Below are 13659 nucleotides of genomic sequence, written 5' to 3' on the forward strand. Positions count from 1 at the left end.
ATCTGGCTCCGACCCCTGCGGAAAGACTGGCGCCGGACTCTCACCCGGTGATATCATGGTCCTCCGTCACCCCTCGCGGTCTCTTCATCACTCCGTGACCGAACGAAAACCCGAAACCGGAGAAAATGCTATCAGGACCGTAATCGGAACGCAACCCACTGGAATCGTAACTTGGAGTGTGGGATGTCATCAGCTGGCGCGGCTTGACCGAAGAGCACAGGGGCATGAGTCATTCGGCAACCACTATAAGGTGCTGTAATGTAGGGGGTTATTGTAGATTTGTCGTGACGAGACTTGACATGGCAGCGCTTGTTCGCTACCCGAGAAGTGGAGAGAAATTAGGTGGGATCAATACACAATATATGGGTCTTTTTCGCCGTCGGCTGCGTTACTCTTCCTCGCGTGGTGACCGCCACTGCTCGTCATCGCGCCTTGCCGACGACGAAAAATCCTCCGCATATTGTTATGCGAGTTAACCGGACACCACACTAGCCTATCGGGCGGCGGCGCGCCAACGGCGGAGCACGCCCGGGGGAAACCACGATACCGTTTCTTGATGCGCTCCGAGGCCGCGCGGCGGCGCCCTGCACCGAGCCGGGGAGTGCTCCGAAACTGCCGTTGACGCGTCCGAGCGGGTTTTGCTATACCCCGTCAAAACACTGGAGATTTGCGTGTAGCGAGTCCACTGGGAAAAGGGGATTGCCAGTGCCCGAACATGATGTTCTCGTTATTGGGGGAGGCGCGGCCGGTCTGCGCGCGGCGATCGCGGCGAAGCGCGCCGGGGCGTCGGTGGCGGTGCTGAGCAAGGTCCATCCGTTGCGCACGAACTCGGCGTTGTCGCCGGGGGGCATCAACGCGCCGCTGGGCAGCGACGATTCGGCGCAGAAGTTCGCGGACGACATCATGAACGCGGGCGAGGGGCTGTGCAATCCCGAGGCGGTGAACGCGCTGGCCGCGGAAGCCGCCCGCGAGGTGGTGTGGCTCGAGCGCGTCGGCGTTCCCTTCAACCGGGACGCGGACGGCCGCATCGACCGCCGGGCGTTGGGTTCCGGCAGCGCGGAGCGCGCCGCCTACGCGGAGGACCGCACCGGCCACATGGTGCTGCACGTGCTCCACGAGCAGTTCCAGCGCTACGACATCGAGTGTTTCAAGGAATGGTTCGTCACCTCCCTGATTCAGGACGCCGGCGCCTGCACCGGCGCGGTGGCGCTGGACCACCGGACCGGCCGGATCGAGGCCTTCAGCGCCGGCGCCGTGATCCTGGCCACCGGCGGCTTCATTCAGGCGTACCGCCCGTGCACCGCCGCCGTGGGCACCACCGGCGACGGGCTCGCGCTGGGCTACGACATGGGCGTGGGGCTCGCCGACATGGAGATGGTGCAGTTCCATCCCACGGTGTACAGCGCGGCGCGGACGGCGCTGATCAGCGAAGCCGCGCTGAGCGCGGGCGCGCGGCTGGTGAACGCCGCGGGCGACACCGTGGTGGATGCCGCGGGGCTCTCGCGGGCGCAGCTCGCGGCCGCGGTCGACAAGGCCGGCAGCAACGGCGGCGGGCCGGTGTCGCTGGACCTGCGCCCGGTGGAGAACCTGGCCGCGCGCTTTCCCGGCACCGCCGAAGTGGTCCGGCTCATGGCCGGGCTCGACATCACCCAGGCTCCCGTCCCGGTGCAGCCGGTGGCGCACCGCGCCATGGGCGGGCTCGACACCAACGCTTCCGGGGAAACCTCGGTGGCGGGGCTCTTCGCGGTCGGCGAGTGCGCCCACAGCGGCGTCCACGGGGCGGGGCGGCTGCCGGGCAACACGCTCACGGAGGCGGTGGTGTTCGGCAAGCGCGTCGGCGAAGCGGCCGCGGGCCACGCCAAGTCCGCGGGCACCCGGAACGCGCCCACGGACCAGGCGGCGCGGGACGGCGAACGGCTGGCGGCGATCACCTCCGGGGGCTCCTCGGGCGATACCCTGGGAACCATCCATCGCGAGCTCGGCGAGATCATGCAAGCGAACCTCGGGGTGACGCGCACCGACGCGGGCTTGACCGAGGCCCAGGAGAAGATCCGCACGCTGCGGGAACGGCACGGGAAGCTCCGCGTCGGCAACAAGTCGCGCATCTTCAACTATGCGCTGACGAGCCATCTCGAGTTGGGGAACATGCTGAGGCTCGCGGAAGCCGTGGCCCTGGCCGCGCGCAGCCGCAACGAGAGCCGGGGCGCGCATCTCCGGGGTGATTTTCCCGAGCGTGACGACACCAGTTGGAAGGCGCACACCGTCGTTCACCAGCAGGACGGCGCGCCCAAGCTCGACCGGAAAGCGGTATCGGCTTAAGATCCGGCGCCGGTGGCCTGACTCGATCCCGTCAGCACGGACCGGGAAAGGGACGGGACAGCGGGCCGGCAAGGAGGGACCATGGAAGTCACCTACAAGGTTCATCGCGAGGACCCGGAAAACGGCGGCGAGTCCAGCTTCTCGACCTACCAGGTCGACCTGCCGGAAGACGCCACCGTGCTGGACGGGCTCCAGAAGATCCGGGACGAGCAGGATGACACCCTGGCCTTCCGGGCCTCCTGTTGCCAGGGCACGTGCGGCGAGTGCGCGGTGCGCATCAACTACAAGGCCCAGTTCACCTGCACCACCAAGATCGCCGACGTCACCAAGAAGGGTCCGGAGATCCTGTGCGCGCCGGTGCGCAACATCCCGGTGATCAAGGACCTGGTGTTCGACATGGACAGGTTCACCTGGGACAAGATGGCCGCCATGAAGCCGTGGATGGAGCCGGACGACGAGTTCGCGCCGGCGGAGAACCTGATTCCCGAGGCGGAGATGGCGGCGGTGCGCAAGACCATGAGCTGCTACCAGTGCGGCCTGTGCGACGAGGGCTGCGCGGTGCTGCCCGTGGACTTCGACTTCCTCGGACCCGGGGCCATGGTCAAGGGCTACCGCTTCGTCATGGACCCACGGGAGGACGGCAGCAGGAAGGAAGAGCGCCTGGCGGTGGTGGAGCAGCCCAAGGGCCTGTGGGACTGCGTCCACTGCTACGAGGCCAACGGCAAGTGCGCGCGCGGACTCGAGCCGTCGACCAAGATCATGGAGATGCGCGACGTCTCCTTCAAGCACGGCATCAAGAACGAGAAGGTCGCGCGCCATCACAACAGCTTCATCAACTCGGTGAAGCAGACCGGGTGGCTCGATGAGCGCAAACTGGTGATGGAGACCGAGGGGCTGACCAACATCGGCGGCCTCATGAAGCTACTACCCACTGCCGTGCGCGCGATGACGCGCGGGAAGATGCCCGGCCGGCACGAGAAGCGCCCGGGGGCCGATCAGATCAAGCGCATCATCGAGAAAGCGGAGGATTCCAAGTGAAATACGCGTTCTACCCCGGATGTGTGGCCAAGGGCGGCTGTCCCGAGCTCTACACCGCGGCTACCAAGGTCGCCGAGAAGCTGGATATCGAGCTCGAGGAGATGAACGACGTGGCGTGCACCGGCGCCGGCTGCATGCCCACGCAACTGTCGGACCCCATCAACGCGCGTACCTTCGCCAAGGCCGAGCAGATGGGTCTGCCCATCATGACCATCTGCAGCACCTGCCAGGGCGTCTTCAGCCAAGCCAACCACCGGCTGCAGGATCCCGAGTACCGCGAGGAGATCAACCGCGAGTACCTGGCGGAGGAAGGGTTGTCCTACCAGGGCACCACCGAGGTCAAGCACCTGCTGTGGGTGCTGTTCGAGGACTTGGGTGTCGAGAAGCTCAAGTCGCTGATCCAGCGCCCGCTCGACGGCCTCAAGGTCTCGCCGTTCTACGGCTGCTTCCTGCGCCGGCCCGGCCCCATCATGGTGCCGACCAAGGAGGTGGGCGGACGCCGGACTTACCTGGAGGACCTCACGCAGCTTTTGGGGGCGGAGAACGTGGACATCAGCGGCAAGACCAAGTGCTGCGGCTTCCCGGTGCTCACCGCCAACGAGGAAAGCTCCCTCGGCATGGTGGCCAAGCACGCCGGCGAATCGAAACAGAACGGCGCCGACTGCATGGTGACACCGTGTCCGCTGTGCCACCTGAACCTCGACGGCAACCAGCCCAGGGCCGAAGGCCTGAAGGGCGAGAAGATCAATCTGCCGATCATCCATCTGCCGCAGCTCCTGGGCTTGGCGCTGGGGTTCGATGCCGACGAGATGCAGCTCGGCAAGCACATCGTGTCCACCAAGGCGGTCAACGACAAGGTCGACATGCTGACGTAAGGGATGGGCGAGCAGGACTACAAGCCCAATCCCGTCAACCTGGCGCGGGAACTGTTCAAGTTTCGCAAGTCGCAGCGTCCCTTCGGCTTCTACTACGCCGTCAAGGTCCGCCTCGGCCATGCGTGGGTCGAGGACGAAACCGCTTTGGCGGAGATCCTCTCCGGCATCGACGAGTTGGGCTACGAAGTGGTCCGGAAGCGGCAGTGAGAATCGGGCGCGCGGCTTGACGGAGCGGTGACGGACGCGCGCGGCGCACGACTACCCGCGCTCCGGGGCGCGCCGCCTGAATTCCGCAAATCACACACCAAAGGAGTGCGAAGAGCACCGAATCATGAGCACCGTAGCAATCGACAAGAGAACCCTGCGGCAGGATACGTGGTGGCTGGAACCCATGCTGGTCGTGCTGGGTCTGGGCGCCTTCGGCGTCTACGCGACCTGGGCCGCGCTGCAGAACGGCAACTACTACGCGGCGCCGTACCTTTCGCCCTTCTACTCGCCGTGCCTCGCCATCAACTGTGAGCACGTGAGCGTGCCGCTGTTCGGCTCGTGGTTCAACTGGTCGCCGGCCATACTGATCCTGTGGATCCCGGGCGGCTTCCGCTTGACCTGCTATTACTACCGCAAGGCCTATTACCGATCCTTCTTCTGGTCGCCGCCGGCCTGCGCGGTGCGGGACGCCGCGAGCAGCTACTCGGGCGAGACCCGGTTCCCGTTCATTCTCCAGAACATTCACCGGTACTTCTTCTGGGCGTCGCTGCCGATCCTGGCGTTCCTGTGGTGGGACGCCATCATCGCCTTCAACTTCGGCGGCAGCTTCGGCATCGGCCTGGGGACGTTGGTGCTGATCGCCAACGCGGCCCTGCTGTCGCTCTACAGCTTTTCGTGCCACTCGTGCCGGCACCTGTGCGGCGGCGGGCTCAACAGCTTCAGGGCCGCGCCCGCACGCTACAAGACCTGGGGCATCGTCACCAAGCTCAACGAGAAGCACATGCAGATCGCCTGGACGAGCCTCGTATGGGTCGGGCTCACCGATGTCTACGTCCGGCTGCTGGCCCACGGTGTCATCCAGGATCTGAGGTTCATCTGATGGCCGGCGAGAGCTACGAGACGCACGATTACGACGTGGTGGTGGTGGGCGCCGGCGGCGCCGGCCTGCGCGCCGCCATCGAGGCCCACGACAAGGGCGCGAAGGCCGCCATCGTCTGCAAGTCGCTGCTGGGCAAGGCGCACACGGTCATGGCCGAGGGCGGCATCGCCGCCGCCATGGGCAACGTGTGGCCGGAGGACAACTGGAAGGTCCATTTCCGCGACACCATGCGCGGCGGCAAGCTGCTCAACAACTGGCGCATGGCGCAGATCCACGCCCAGCAGGCGCCCGACCGGGTGCTGGAACTGGAGGAGTGGGGCGCGTTGTTCGACCGCACCGACGAGGGCCTGATCCTGCAGCGGGATTTCGGCGGCCACCGCTACGCGCGGCTGGCGCACGTGGGCGACCGCACCGGGCTGGAGATGATCCGGACGCTGCAGCAGCGCGCGGTGGCGCTGGGCATCGACGTCTACATGGAGTGCAACATCCAGCACCTGCTCATGAACGACGGCCGGGTGAGCGGCGCGATCGGCTACTGGCGGGAGAGCGGCGAGCTCATCGTGTTCAACTGCAAGGCCGTGGTGCTGGCCACCGGCGGTTCCGGCAAATGCTGGCAGGTCACCTCCAACTCCTGGGAATACAGCGGCGACGGCATGGGCATGGCCATGGAGGTGGGAGCGGATCTCATCGACATGGAGAAGGTGCAGTTCCACCCCACGGGCATGGTGTGGCCGCCCAGCGTGCGCGGCATCCTGGTGACCGAGGGGGTGCGCGGCGACGGCGGCACGTTGCTGAACTCCGAGGGCGAACGCTTCATGTTCAACTACATCTCCGACTTCTTCAAGGCGGAGACCGCGGACAACGAAACCGAAGCCGACGCCTGGTACCAGGACAAGAAGAACAACCGCCGCACCCCCGACCTGCTGCCGCGGGACGAGGTGGCCCGGGCCATCAACGCCGAGGTCAAGGCCGGCCGCGGCACCGAGCACGGCGGCGTATACCTGGACATCGCCAACCGCCGGGACGCGGACTACATCATGCGGCGGCTGCCGTCCATGTACCACCAGTTCAAGGAGCTGGCGGACGTGGACATCACCAAGGAAGCCATGGAGGTGGGGCCCACCTGCCACTACATCATGGGCGGCGTCCGGGTGGACGCGGACACGTCGGCCACCACGGTGGAAGGGCTCTACGCCGCGGGCGAGGTGGCGGGAGGGCTGCACGGCGCCAACCGGCTGGGCGGCAACTCCCTGTCCGACCTGCTGGTGTTCGGGCGCATCGCCGGAGGCTCGGCCGCGGACTACGCGCTCGGAGCGGCGGCCGCGGCGGCGCCGGACCCGGCGGAGGTGGACCGGTTCACGACGCTGATGCTGGAGCCCTTCACGGACCGCGGCGGCGAAAACCCCTACGCCATCCACATGGATCTCCAGCGCACCATGCACAACCTGGTGGGCATCATCCGCACCGAGAGCGAGATGCTGAAGGCGATGGAGGAGATCGCGGCCTACAAGGAACGGGCCGCGCGCGTGAAGGTCGAGGGCGGCCGGCGCTTCAACCCCGGCTGGCACCTGGCGCTGGACCTCGGGTCGCTCCTGGGGGTGGCCGAGGCCGCCACCCTGTCGGCCCTGGAGTGCAAGGAAAGCCGCGGCGGCCACACGCGTGACGACTACCCCGATCCCGATCCCGAGTACGGCAGCGTCAACGTGGTCACGCGCACGCAGAACGAAACCATCTCGGTCTCCCTCGAGCCCCTGCCGGAGATGCCCGAGGAGCTCAGGAAAATCGTCGAGGAGCAAGTTTGATGGCTGAAGCAGCGGTCGCAGGAAACGGAGCCCAAGCGAGGATGCGCGTCTGGCGCGGCGACGCCAGCGGCGGAGAATTCAGGGACTACACCGTGCCGCTCCAGGAGGGCATGGTGGTGCTGGACGTGATCCACGCCATCCAGGCCATGCACGCCGGCGACCTCGCCGTGCGCTGGAACTGCAAGGCCGGAAAATGCGGCTCGTGCAGCGCCGAGGTCAACGGCAAGCCGCGGCTCATGTGCATGACGCGCATGAACACGTTCGAGCCCGGCGAGACCATCACCGTGGCGCCGATCAAGGCCTTCCCGCTGATTCGCGACCTCGTCACCGACGTTTCCTACAACTACGAGAAGGCCAAGACCATCCCGCCGTTCAAGCCCAAGCCCAAGGAGGCCGACGGCACCCGGCGCATGTACCAGGAAGACATCGACCGGGTGCAGGAATTCCACAAATGCATCGAGTGCTACCTGTGCCAGGACGTCTGCCACGTCATCCGCGACCACAACGACAACAAGCCGAGCTTCGCCGGGCCGCGCTTCTTCGTGCGCGTGGCGAGCCTGGAGATGCACCCGCTGGATACGGACGACCGGCTGGAGTTCCTGCGCAACGAGGCCGGGCTGGGCTTTTGCAACATCACCAAGTGCTGCACCGAGGTCTGCCCCGAACACATCAAGATCACCGACAATTCCATCATCCCCATGAAGGAGCGCGTGGTGACGCGGTTCTATGACCCCATCGCGCGGCTGCTGGGGGCGCTGGGCGGGAAGAAGTCCTGAGATCGGCCGCCCCGGTTCGCCGATCCGTCCGCACCGCATGGAACTGTCAGAGCGAGTAGCGCTGATCACCGGCGCCGGCACGGGCATCGGCAAGGCCGTGGCCAGGGCCATGGCGCGGGAAGGTGCGCGCGTGGCCCTGGCCGCGCGGGACGCGGGGCGGCTGGAAGCGGTGGCCGAGGAGTTGCGGGCGGAGGGACATGAGGCCCTGGCGATTCCCGTCGACCAGCGCGACCCGGCCGGCATCCGCGCCTGCGTCAACACGATCCGCGAGCGTTGGGGCCATGTTCACATCCTCGTGAACAATGCCGGGGTTTCGGGGATGACGCCCATGGACGACGAAGACGACAGCCTCTGGCGCGCCATCGTCGACACGAACCTCACGGGCGTGTACCTGCTGACCAAGGAAGTGCTGCGCATCATGAGCGACGACGGCGGCGGCCGCGTCATCAACATGTCCTCGGTGCTGGGCAAGTTCGGCGTTCCCGGCTACGCCGCCTATTGCGCCAGCAAGCACGGGCTCATCGGCTTCACCCGCGCGCTGGCACTGGAGCTGGTGTCGCGCGGCATCACGGTCAACGCCCTTTGCCCCGGCTGGGTGGACACGGAGATGTCCCGAGCCGGCATCGAGCAGATCGCCGCGCAACAGGGAACGGACCCCGAGTCCTTCAAGCAACAGGCGCTGGCCGCGGTGCCCATCCGGCGGTTTCTCGACCCGGAGGAGATCGCCCGGTTCGCGCTCTACCTGGCGTCGGACAAGGCGTCGGGGATTACCGGGCAGGCCCTCAACATCTGCGGCGGGCAGACAATGGTGTAACCGATGGAAATTCCCGAACTCGAGGCCATAGCCAAGGAAATCAGGGTCGACGTGATCCGCATGCTCGTGGAGGCCGGCTCCGGCCACCCGGGCGGCTCGCTGTCCTGCACCGACATCGTGACGGCGTTGTACTTCCACCAGATGCGCCACCGTCCCGAGCAGCCGGACTGGCCCGACCGGGACCGCTTCGTGCTCTCCAAGGGCCACTGCGTGCCCGCGGTATACGCCGCCCTGGCCCGGGCCGGCTACCTGGAGCGGGAGGAGACGCTGAGTCTGCGCAAGCTCAACAGCCGCATGCAGGGACACCCGGACCGGCATCGCTTTCCCTACGTCGAGGCATCCACCGGTTCCCTCGGACAGGGCCTGTCGGTGGCCGTGGGCATGGCGCTGGCGGGCAAGACCGGCGGCAAGGACTACCGGACCTACTGCGTCATCAGCGACGGCGAGTGCCAGGCCGGACAGATCTGGGAAGCGGCCATGTCCGCGCCCCGGTTCGGCCTCGACAACCTGTGCGTGCTCATGGATTACAACCACATCCAGTTGAGCGGAGGGGTGGACGAGATCATGAGCCTGGAGCCGGTGCTGGACAAGTGGCGCGCCTTCAACTGGAACACGCTGGAGATCGACGGCCACAGCTTCCCCGCCATTCTCGACGCCCTGAACGCCGCCGAGCAGCACCGTGGCGGCCCCACCATGATCGTGTGCCAGACCGTCAAGGGCAAAGGCGTCAGCTTCATGGAGAACCGCTGGGAATGGCACGGCAAGGCTCCCAACCGCGAGGAAGGCGAGCGAGCCGTCGAAGAGATCGTCAACGGGTAGATAATGGACACAGCCCGAGGCGACCTCGGGTAGGGGCGACCCGCGATCGCCCTCGCTGGCACGGCACTGCCATTGGGCGACCGCCGGTCGCCCCTACGGGGGCCGCCGGCGCGCAGGGACGCCGCGGGTTATCCGCAGCAAGGAAGAACACATGAGCGCAACCGCAACACGCGTGACCTTCGGCGAGACCGTCAGCCGCCTCGCCGAAACCAATCCGGACATCGTTGTCCTCGACGCCGACCTGCGCAAGTCCACCATGACCGACGAGTTCTCGCGCAAGCACCCCGAGCGGTTCTTCGACGTGGGGATCGCCGAGGGCAACATGGTGGGAGTCGGCGCCGGCATGGCCCTGGCCGGCAAGATCCCGTTCATCTGCAGCTTCGCGTGCTTCGTGGTGGGGCGCTTCGAGCAGATCCGCATGGCCGTGGCCTACAACCGCGCCAACGTCAAGATCGTCGGCACCCACGCCGGCATCGGCATCGGCGAGGACGGCTACAGCCAGATGGCCACCGAGGACATAGGGCTCATGCGCACCCTGCCCAACATGGCGGTGGTGCAGCCCGCCGACGCCGTCGAGGCCCGCGGCGCCGTGGAGTACATCGCCCAACACGACGGCCCCGTCTTCCTGCGCCTCACACGCCAGAAGGTCGCCGACGTGAACGGCGAAGGCTACGAGTTCCGCTTCGGCAAGGCCGTTGTGCTGCGGGAAGGCGCGGACGTGTCATTGGTGGGCACCGGCGCCGTCATGGAAAACGTTCTCAAGGCCGCCGACCTGCTGGCCGCCCAGGGCATCTCGGCCCAGGTGGTCAACATCCACACCATCAAGCCCATCGACACCGGGTTCATCGAATCCATCGCCTCGAGCCACGGCAAGATCGTCACCGTCGAGGACCACGGCATCTCCGGCGGCCTCGGCAGCGCCGTGTCCGAAGCCGTCGCCGAACTCGGACGCGGGCGCGTCAAGCGCGTCGGCGTCACCGAGTTCGCCGAATCCGGGGATACCGAGGGGTTGTACGGGAAATACGGGTTGTCCGCCGAGCACATCAGCGCGGCGGCGGTGGAGTTGGTAGGGTAGCCAGCTAGCCGGAGGCTCCAAGACAACGACCATTGTCCACTAGCATTCGCACACTCGCCAATGCGCCTTTCCGCGCGTAGCCGACAACCCGAACAACTCAACGAGCGAGTTCTTCCTGAACGATCGACGGCCGCTTCCCGATCAGAGCAAGCAGCACACGTGCCGGCCCTTCCGGCCGTCGGCGACCCTGCTCCCAATTCTTGAGAGTTCCAAGCGGAACGCCGATGCTTTTGGCGAAAGCGGGTTGTGACAATCCAGTCTTGCCTCGGATGGCCGCGACGTCCGGTTCCGGTACCTCGACCTCGTGTACCTCGAAACCGTCGCACGCACCCTTCAGGTCCGCCCGGGCATCATCGAGGCCAGCCATCACCTTGTCGAATGCCTCGGTCATTTGCCCTCCTGACTCTCTCGACCATTTGCTTGGCAACCAGAGCCACAAACAAACAACACGCCGACGTCTCGACGACAGCTTGCAGACGAACTTAGAAACAAGTATTGGCGTGAATGGCCTATGTTTGCACTTATTGAAATCAGATCGTCACCCTTATTTGATAATTGATTGATTTAGGGATACTAACCGTATTTTTGTCAATTTGGGCGCCTCCTCTTGTGTAAGAGGCGCGCCGAAGTCATTCTGCCCGGACAAGTCTCGGTGAAGGGTCTAACATGCGTGAGTTTTCAAGGAATCCTTCGTACAGTATCGCCTTCCTGTTTTCGACGGCGCTAGTCGGAGGGTGTGCAAGCGGCGACAGTCTGCAGCACCCCGCCGGGTTCGCGGGCGGGAACAGTGTGGCGATCACGGCCACTACCACTGTGCAATCGCCGCTAACCGATGGTACCGGCCGCCTCCTAGCGGCTCGGACCACATCGAGCAACGCAGGAGAGACATCGCCCGCCCTGGAACGATTCGCGCCAGAGACAGCCTCGCTTTACCGAACCACGATCGATGACTCGGAATATCAGGAGGGTGTGCAGGCGCGGGAGACTAGACTCCAGGAATCCGCGACGGCCCTCGCTGCCGCGGAAACGGCGCTGACAGAGGCGGAGGCCTCCCTGTTGTCGGCACAAGCAAATCTTCAAACAGCACTCGACGCCTTTGGACAGGCTGAGTCGAGTGGCAACGGTGCGACTCTGGACACGGCGTGGGCGGGGGTCTCCAATGCATTGTTTCAATGGACTACCGCGAAGGAAAGCTATGATTCTAGCGACTCGGAGTTCGATGACGCGCAGAAGGATTGGCAGAAGAACTCCATAGGGCTTGAACAATACAAGAACGACTACGAAGCGCAGTCCAGCCCTTTCGCTATCAGGGACGATATCGCCCGATGCCGTACCGCGGAGTGTTCAGCGGACAGCTTTCTGGATGATGAGCGATTCACGGTATTCCAGCCGAACGTCCTGGAGATGGTCGGCGCGCATTACGCGTATGCAAAGGGACTGACGGGCAAAGAAATAAGGATAGGAATAGAGGACGATGCCGCGAACTATACTCTTCCGGAGTTTGCCGGACGGGTCTCGTTTGCCGGCGCGACCGTCCTGTACCCAGTGTATGACGGCGACGATTTTCTGTCGGACGCCTCTCTCTGCCAGCGAACGGGACTCAATTGCCGGCTGATCACCTACTCTTCGGAGCATGCGGATCTCGAAACTCTAACCGCAAGGTGGATTATTGCCAAACATGGGTGGCCAGCCGATGGAGAACGGTGGTTTATTCGCAATGACTACCATGAGGCGGGCAGCCTGGGCTCCCTCCTCGGCCTCCGTTGGAGAGAAATCCCTGACGCGACAAGCCTGTCTCACGGGACTACAGTTGCTTCGGTCGCAGCGGGTCGAGATTTCGGCATAGCGCCGGGGGCTACCGTGGTGCCGATCTTCAAAGACTTTCGCTACAGGAACCAAGCCGCGGAACGCCACGTCTTACAGTCCCTGCTCTACGTGATCGATAATTTGTCGAAGTCGAATCGTGACATAGTCGATCAAGCATTAGCCATCGATGTCGCATACGAATACGCAAATTTCGACATCATCAACCGAAGCTACGGGATCGGCGTCTTTGACCCCGTTGCCGTTTCCGAGCTCTTGAACGACGAAACTCAATGGTGGGGCGAGGGGCTCCGGCAAATCCTCCCCCGCACTTGGCGGGCTTACATGCAGACGGAAACCCATCCCGACGACCGGACAATCTTGGTGTACGCCGCTGGCAACGAACTTCAGGAGTTTAGCGGACTGGGTGCGGACATCCCGTACTACGTCCCACATGTCCGCGGGTCCCAACTGTCCGTCATGGCCGTGGATCACGACGGAAGTCACACATCCTACACGAACTTCTGTGGCGCTGTTCCACCCGATTGGGATCCAGAGCGGTGGGGGCGGCACTTTTGTCTTGCGGCGCCGGGGACCGTCAATTCGGCCGGAAGCGGCGGCCAGGGGTTCATCGTCCACGAGGCAGGAGGAACGTCGTTTGCGGCGCCTGTGGTCACGGGCGCAATCGCCTTGCTCATGGAACATTTCCGGGGCCAACTTGGGGCCACCGAGATCGTGAAGCGGGTCGTCAACACGGCAAACAACCGGGGACGCTACGCTCAGATTGAAATCTACGGTGCCGGCCTTCTTGACCTCGAGGCGGCATTGCAGCCCGTGGGCACGGTCATGACAGGGACTCCGTCAGAAAAGACGAGTACCTTGTCTACAGTGTTTCAGGTACCGGCGGCGATGGGTTCCCTTGGGCGACGACTGGCCGGGCGCGGCGTTGAGGTCGCCAGCCTGGACGCTTTGGGAGCCCCCTTCTGGTCCTCGCCCGAGAGACTCCTGCGTCAGACCGCCTACCAGTCGGTCATCCCCAAGTTTACGGACCCCGAATGGACGCCGCATCGCGGATTCACTCCGCGGGTCTCCGCCGGTCCCGTAGTGAAGGGGTTTCAAACCCTCCTGTCATAGTGTCGGCAACAGTACGCAGGCCTGCGCTTCGGTTGCCAATAGTGACATAATTTCAGTGTGTTATACCCAATATTCGAGCGCCAGAGCATATCGTCGCCCGCGCTCCGATGCGCTCTG

General features: G+C 64.9%; 12 protein-coding genes. 11 read left to right on the plus strand and 1 reads right to left on the minus strand.

Annotation, left to right across the window (positions count from 1 at the left end; genetic code table 11):
* The first annotated feature begins 705 nt into the window (after positions 1-705).
* The 10 genes from OXF11_18400 to OXF11_18445 all read left to right on the plus strand — a co-directional run bounded on the left by OXF11_18400 (position 706) and on the right by OXF11_18445 (position 10605).
* On the plus strand, positions 706-2319 hold the full coding sequence (locus OXF11_18400; protein ID MCY4489068.1) for an FAD-binding protein: 1614 nt from the start codon (positions 706-708) through the stop codon (positions 2317-2319).
* A gap of 81 nt (positions 2320-2400) precedes the next feature.
* Entirely contained in the window at positions 2401-3357 is a 957-nt protein-coding gene (locus tag OXF11_18405; GenBank protein MCY4489069.1) for a 2Fe-2S iron-sulfur cluster-binding protein, read from the plus strand.
* Positions 3354-4232 carry a CoB--CoM heterodisulfide reductase iron-sulfur subunit B family protein gene (locus OXF11_18410; GenBank protein MCY4489070.1) on the plus strand — a complete coding sequence of 293 codons (879 nt, stop codon included), beginning with the start codon at positions 3354-3356 and terminating at the stop codon, positions 4230-4232. Before OXF11_18405 ends, OXF11_18410 begins: the two co-directional genes overlap by 4 nt.
* A 3-nt stretch (positions 4233-4235) precedes the next feature.
* Positions 4236-4439 (plus strand): hypothetical protein, encoded by a 204-nt coding sequence (locus OXF11_18415; GenBank protein MCY4489071.1) that lies wholly within the window; start codon positions 4236-4238, stop codon positions 4437-4439.
* 124 nt (positions 4440-4563) lie between these two features.
* Entirely contained in the window at positions 4564-5319 is a 756-nt protein-coding gene (locus OXF11_18420) for a hypothetical protein (protein ID MCY4489072.1), read from the plus strand.
* On the plus strand, positions 5319-7121 hold the full coding sequence (locus OXF11_18425) for a fumarate reductase/succinate dehydrogenase flavoprotein subunit (GenBank protein ID MCY4489073.1): 1803 nt from the start codon (positions 5319-5321) through the stop codon (positions 7119-7121). The genes OXF11_18420 and OXF11_18425 overlap by 1 nt, the downstream gene beginning before the upstream one ends.
* Positions 7121-7897, plus strand: a complete 777-nt coding sequence (locus tag OXF11_18430; protein MCY4489074.1) for a succinate dehydrogenase/fumarate reductase iron-sulfur subunit — start codon at positions 7121-7123, stop codon at positions 7895-7897. The genes OXF11_18425 and OXF11_18430 overlap by 1 nt, the downstream gene beginning before the upstream one ends.
* Before the next feature lie 37 nt (positions 7898-7934).
* Positions 7935-8711 carry an SDR family NAD(P)-dependent oxidoreductase gene (locus OXF11_18435; protein MCY4489075.1) on the plus strand — a complete coding sequence of 259 codons (777 nt, stop codon included), beginning with the start codon at positions 7935-7937 and terminating at the stop codon, positions 8709-8711.
* Positions 8712-8714: 3 nt separating this feature from the next.
* Positions 8715-9530: a transketolase gene (locus OXF11_18440; protein MCY4489076.1), complete on the plus strand. Its 816-nt coding sequence runs from the start codon at positions 8715-8717 to the stop codon at positions 9528-9530.
* Between the two features lie 151 nt (positions 9531-9681).
* On the plus strand, positions 9682-10605 hold the full coding sequence (locus OXF11_18445; GenBank protein MCY4489077.1) for a transketolase family protein: 924 nt from the start codon (positions 9682-9684) through the stop codon (positions 10603-10605).
* A gap of 97 nt (positions 10606-10702) precedes the next feature.
* Here the strand turns inward: OXF11_18445 and OXF11_18450 are convergent, their stop codons facing one another.
* Positions 10703-10996, minus strand: coding sequence for a transcriptional regulator (locus OXF11_18450; GenBank protein ID MCY4489078.1), 294 nt, complete (start codon positions 10994-10996; stop codon positions 10703-10705).
* Positions 10997-11574: 578 nt separating this feature from the next.
* Here OXF11_18450 and OXF11_18455 point away from each other — a divergent pair.
* A complete protein-coding gene (locus tag OXF11_18455; GenBank protein MCY4489079.1) occupies positions 11575-13542 on the plus strand; it encodes a S8 family serine peptidase in 1968 nt (655 codons plus the stop codon).
* The last annotated feature ends 117 nt before the right edge of the window (positions 13543-13659 follow it).

It is taken from the genome of Deltaproteobacteria bacterium (genome assembly GCA_026712905.1).
GTDB lineage: Bacteria > Desulfobacterota > Binatia > UBA9968 > JAJDTQ01 > JAJDTQ01.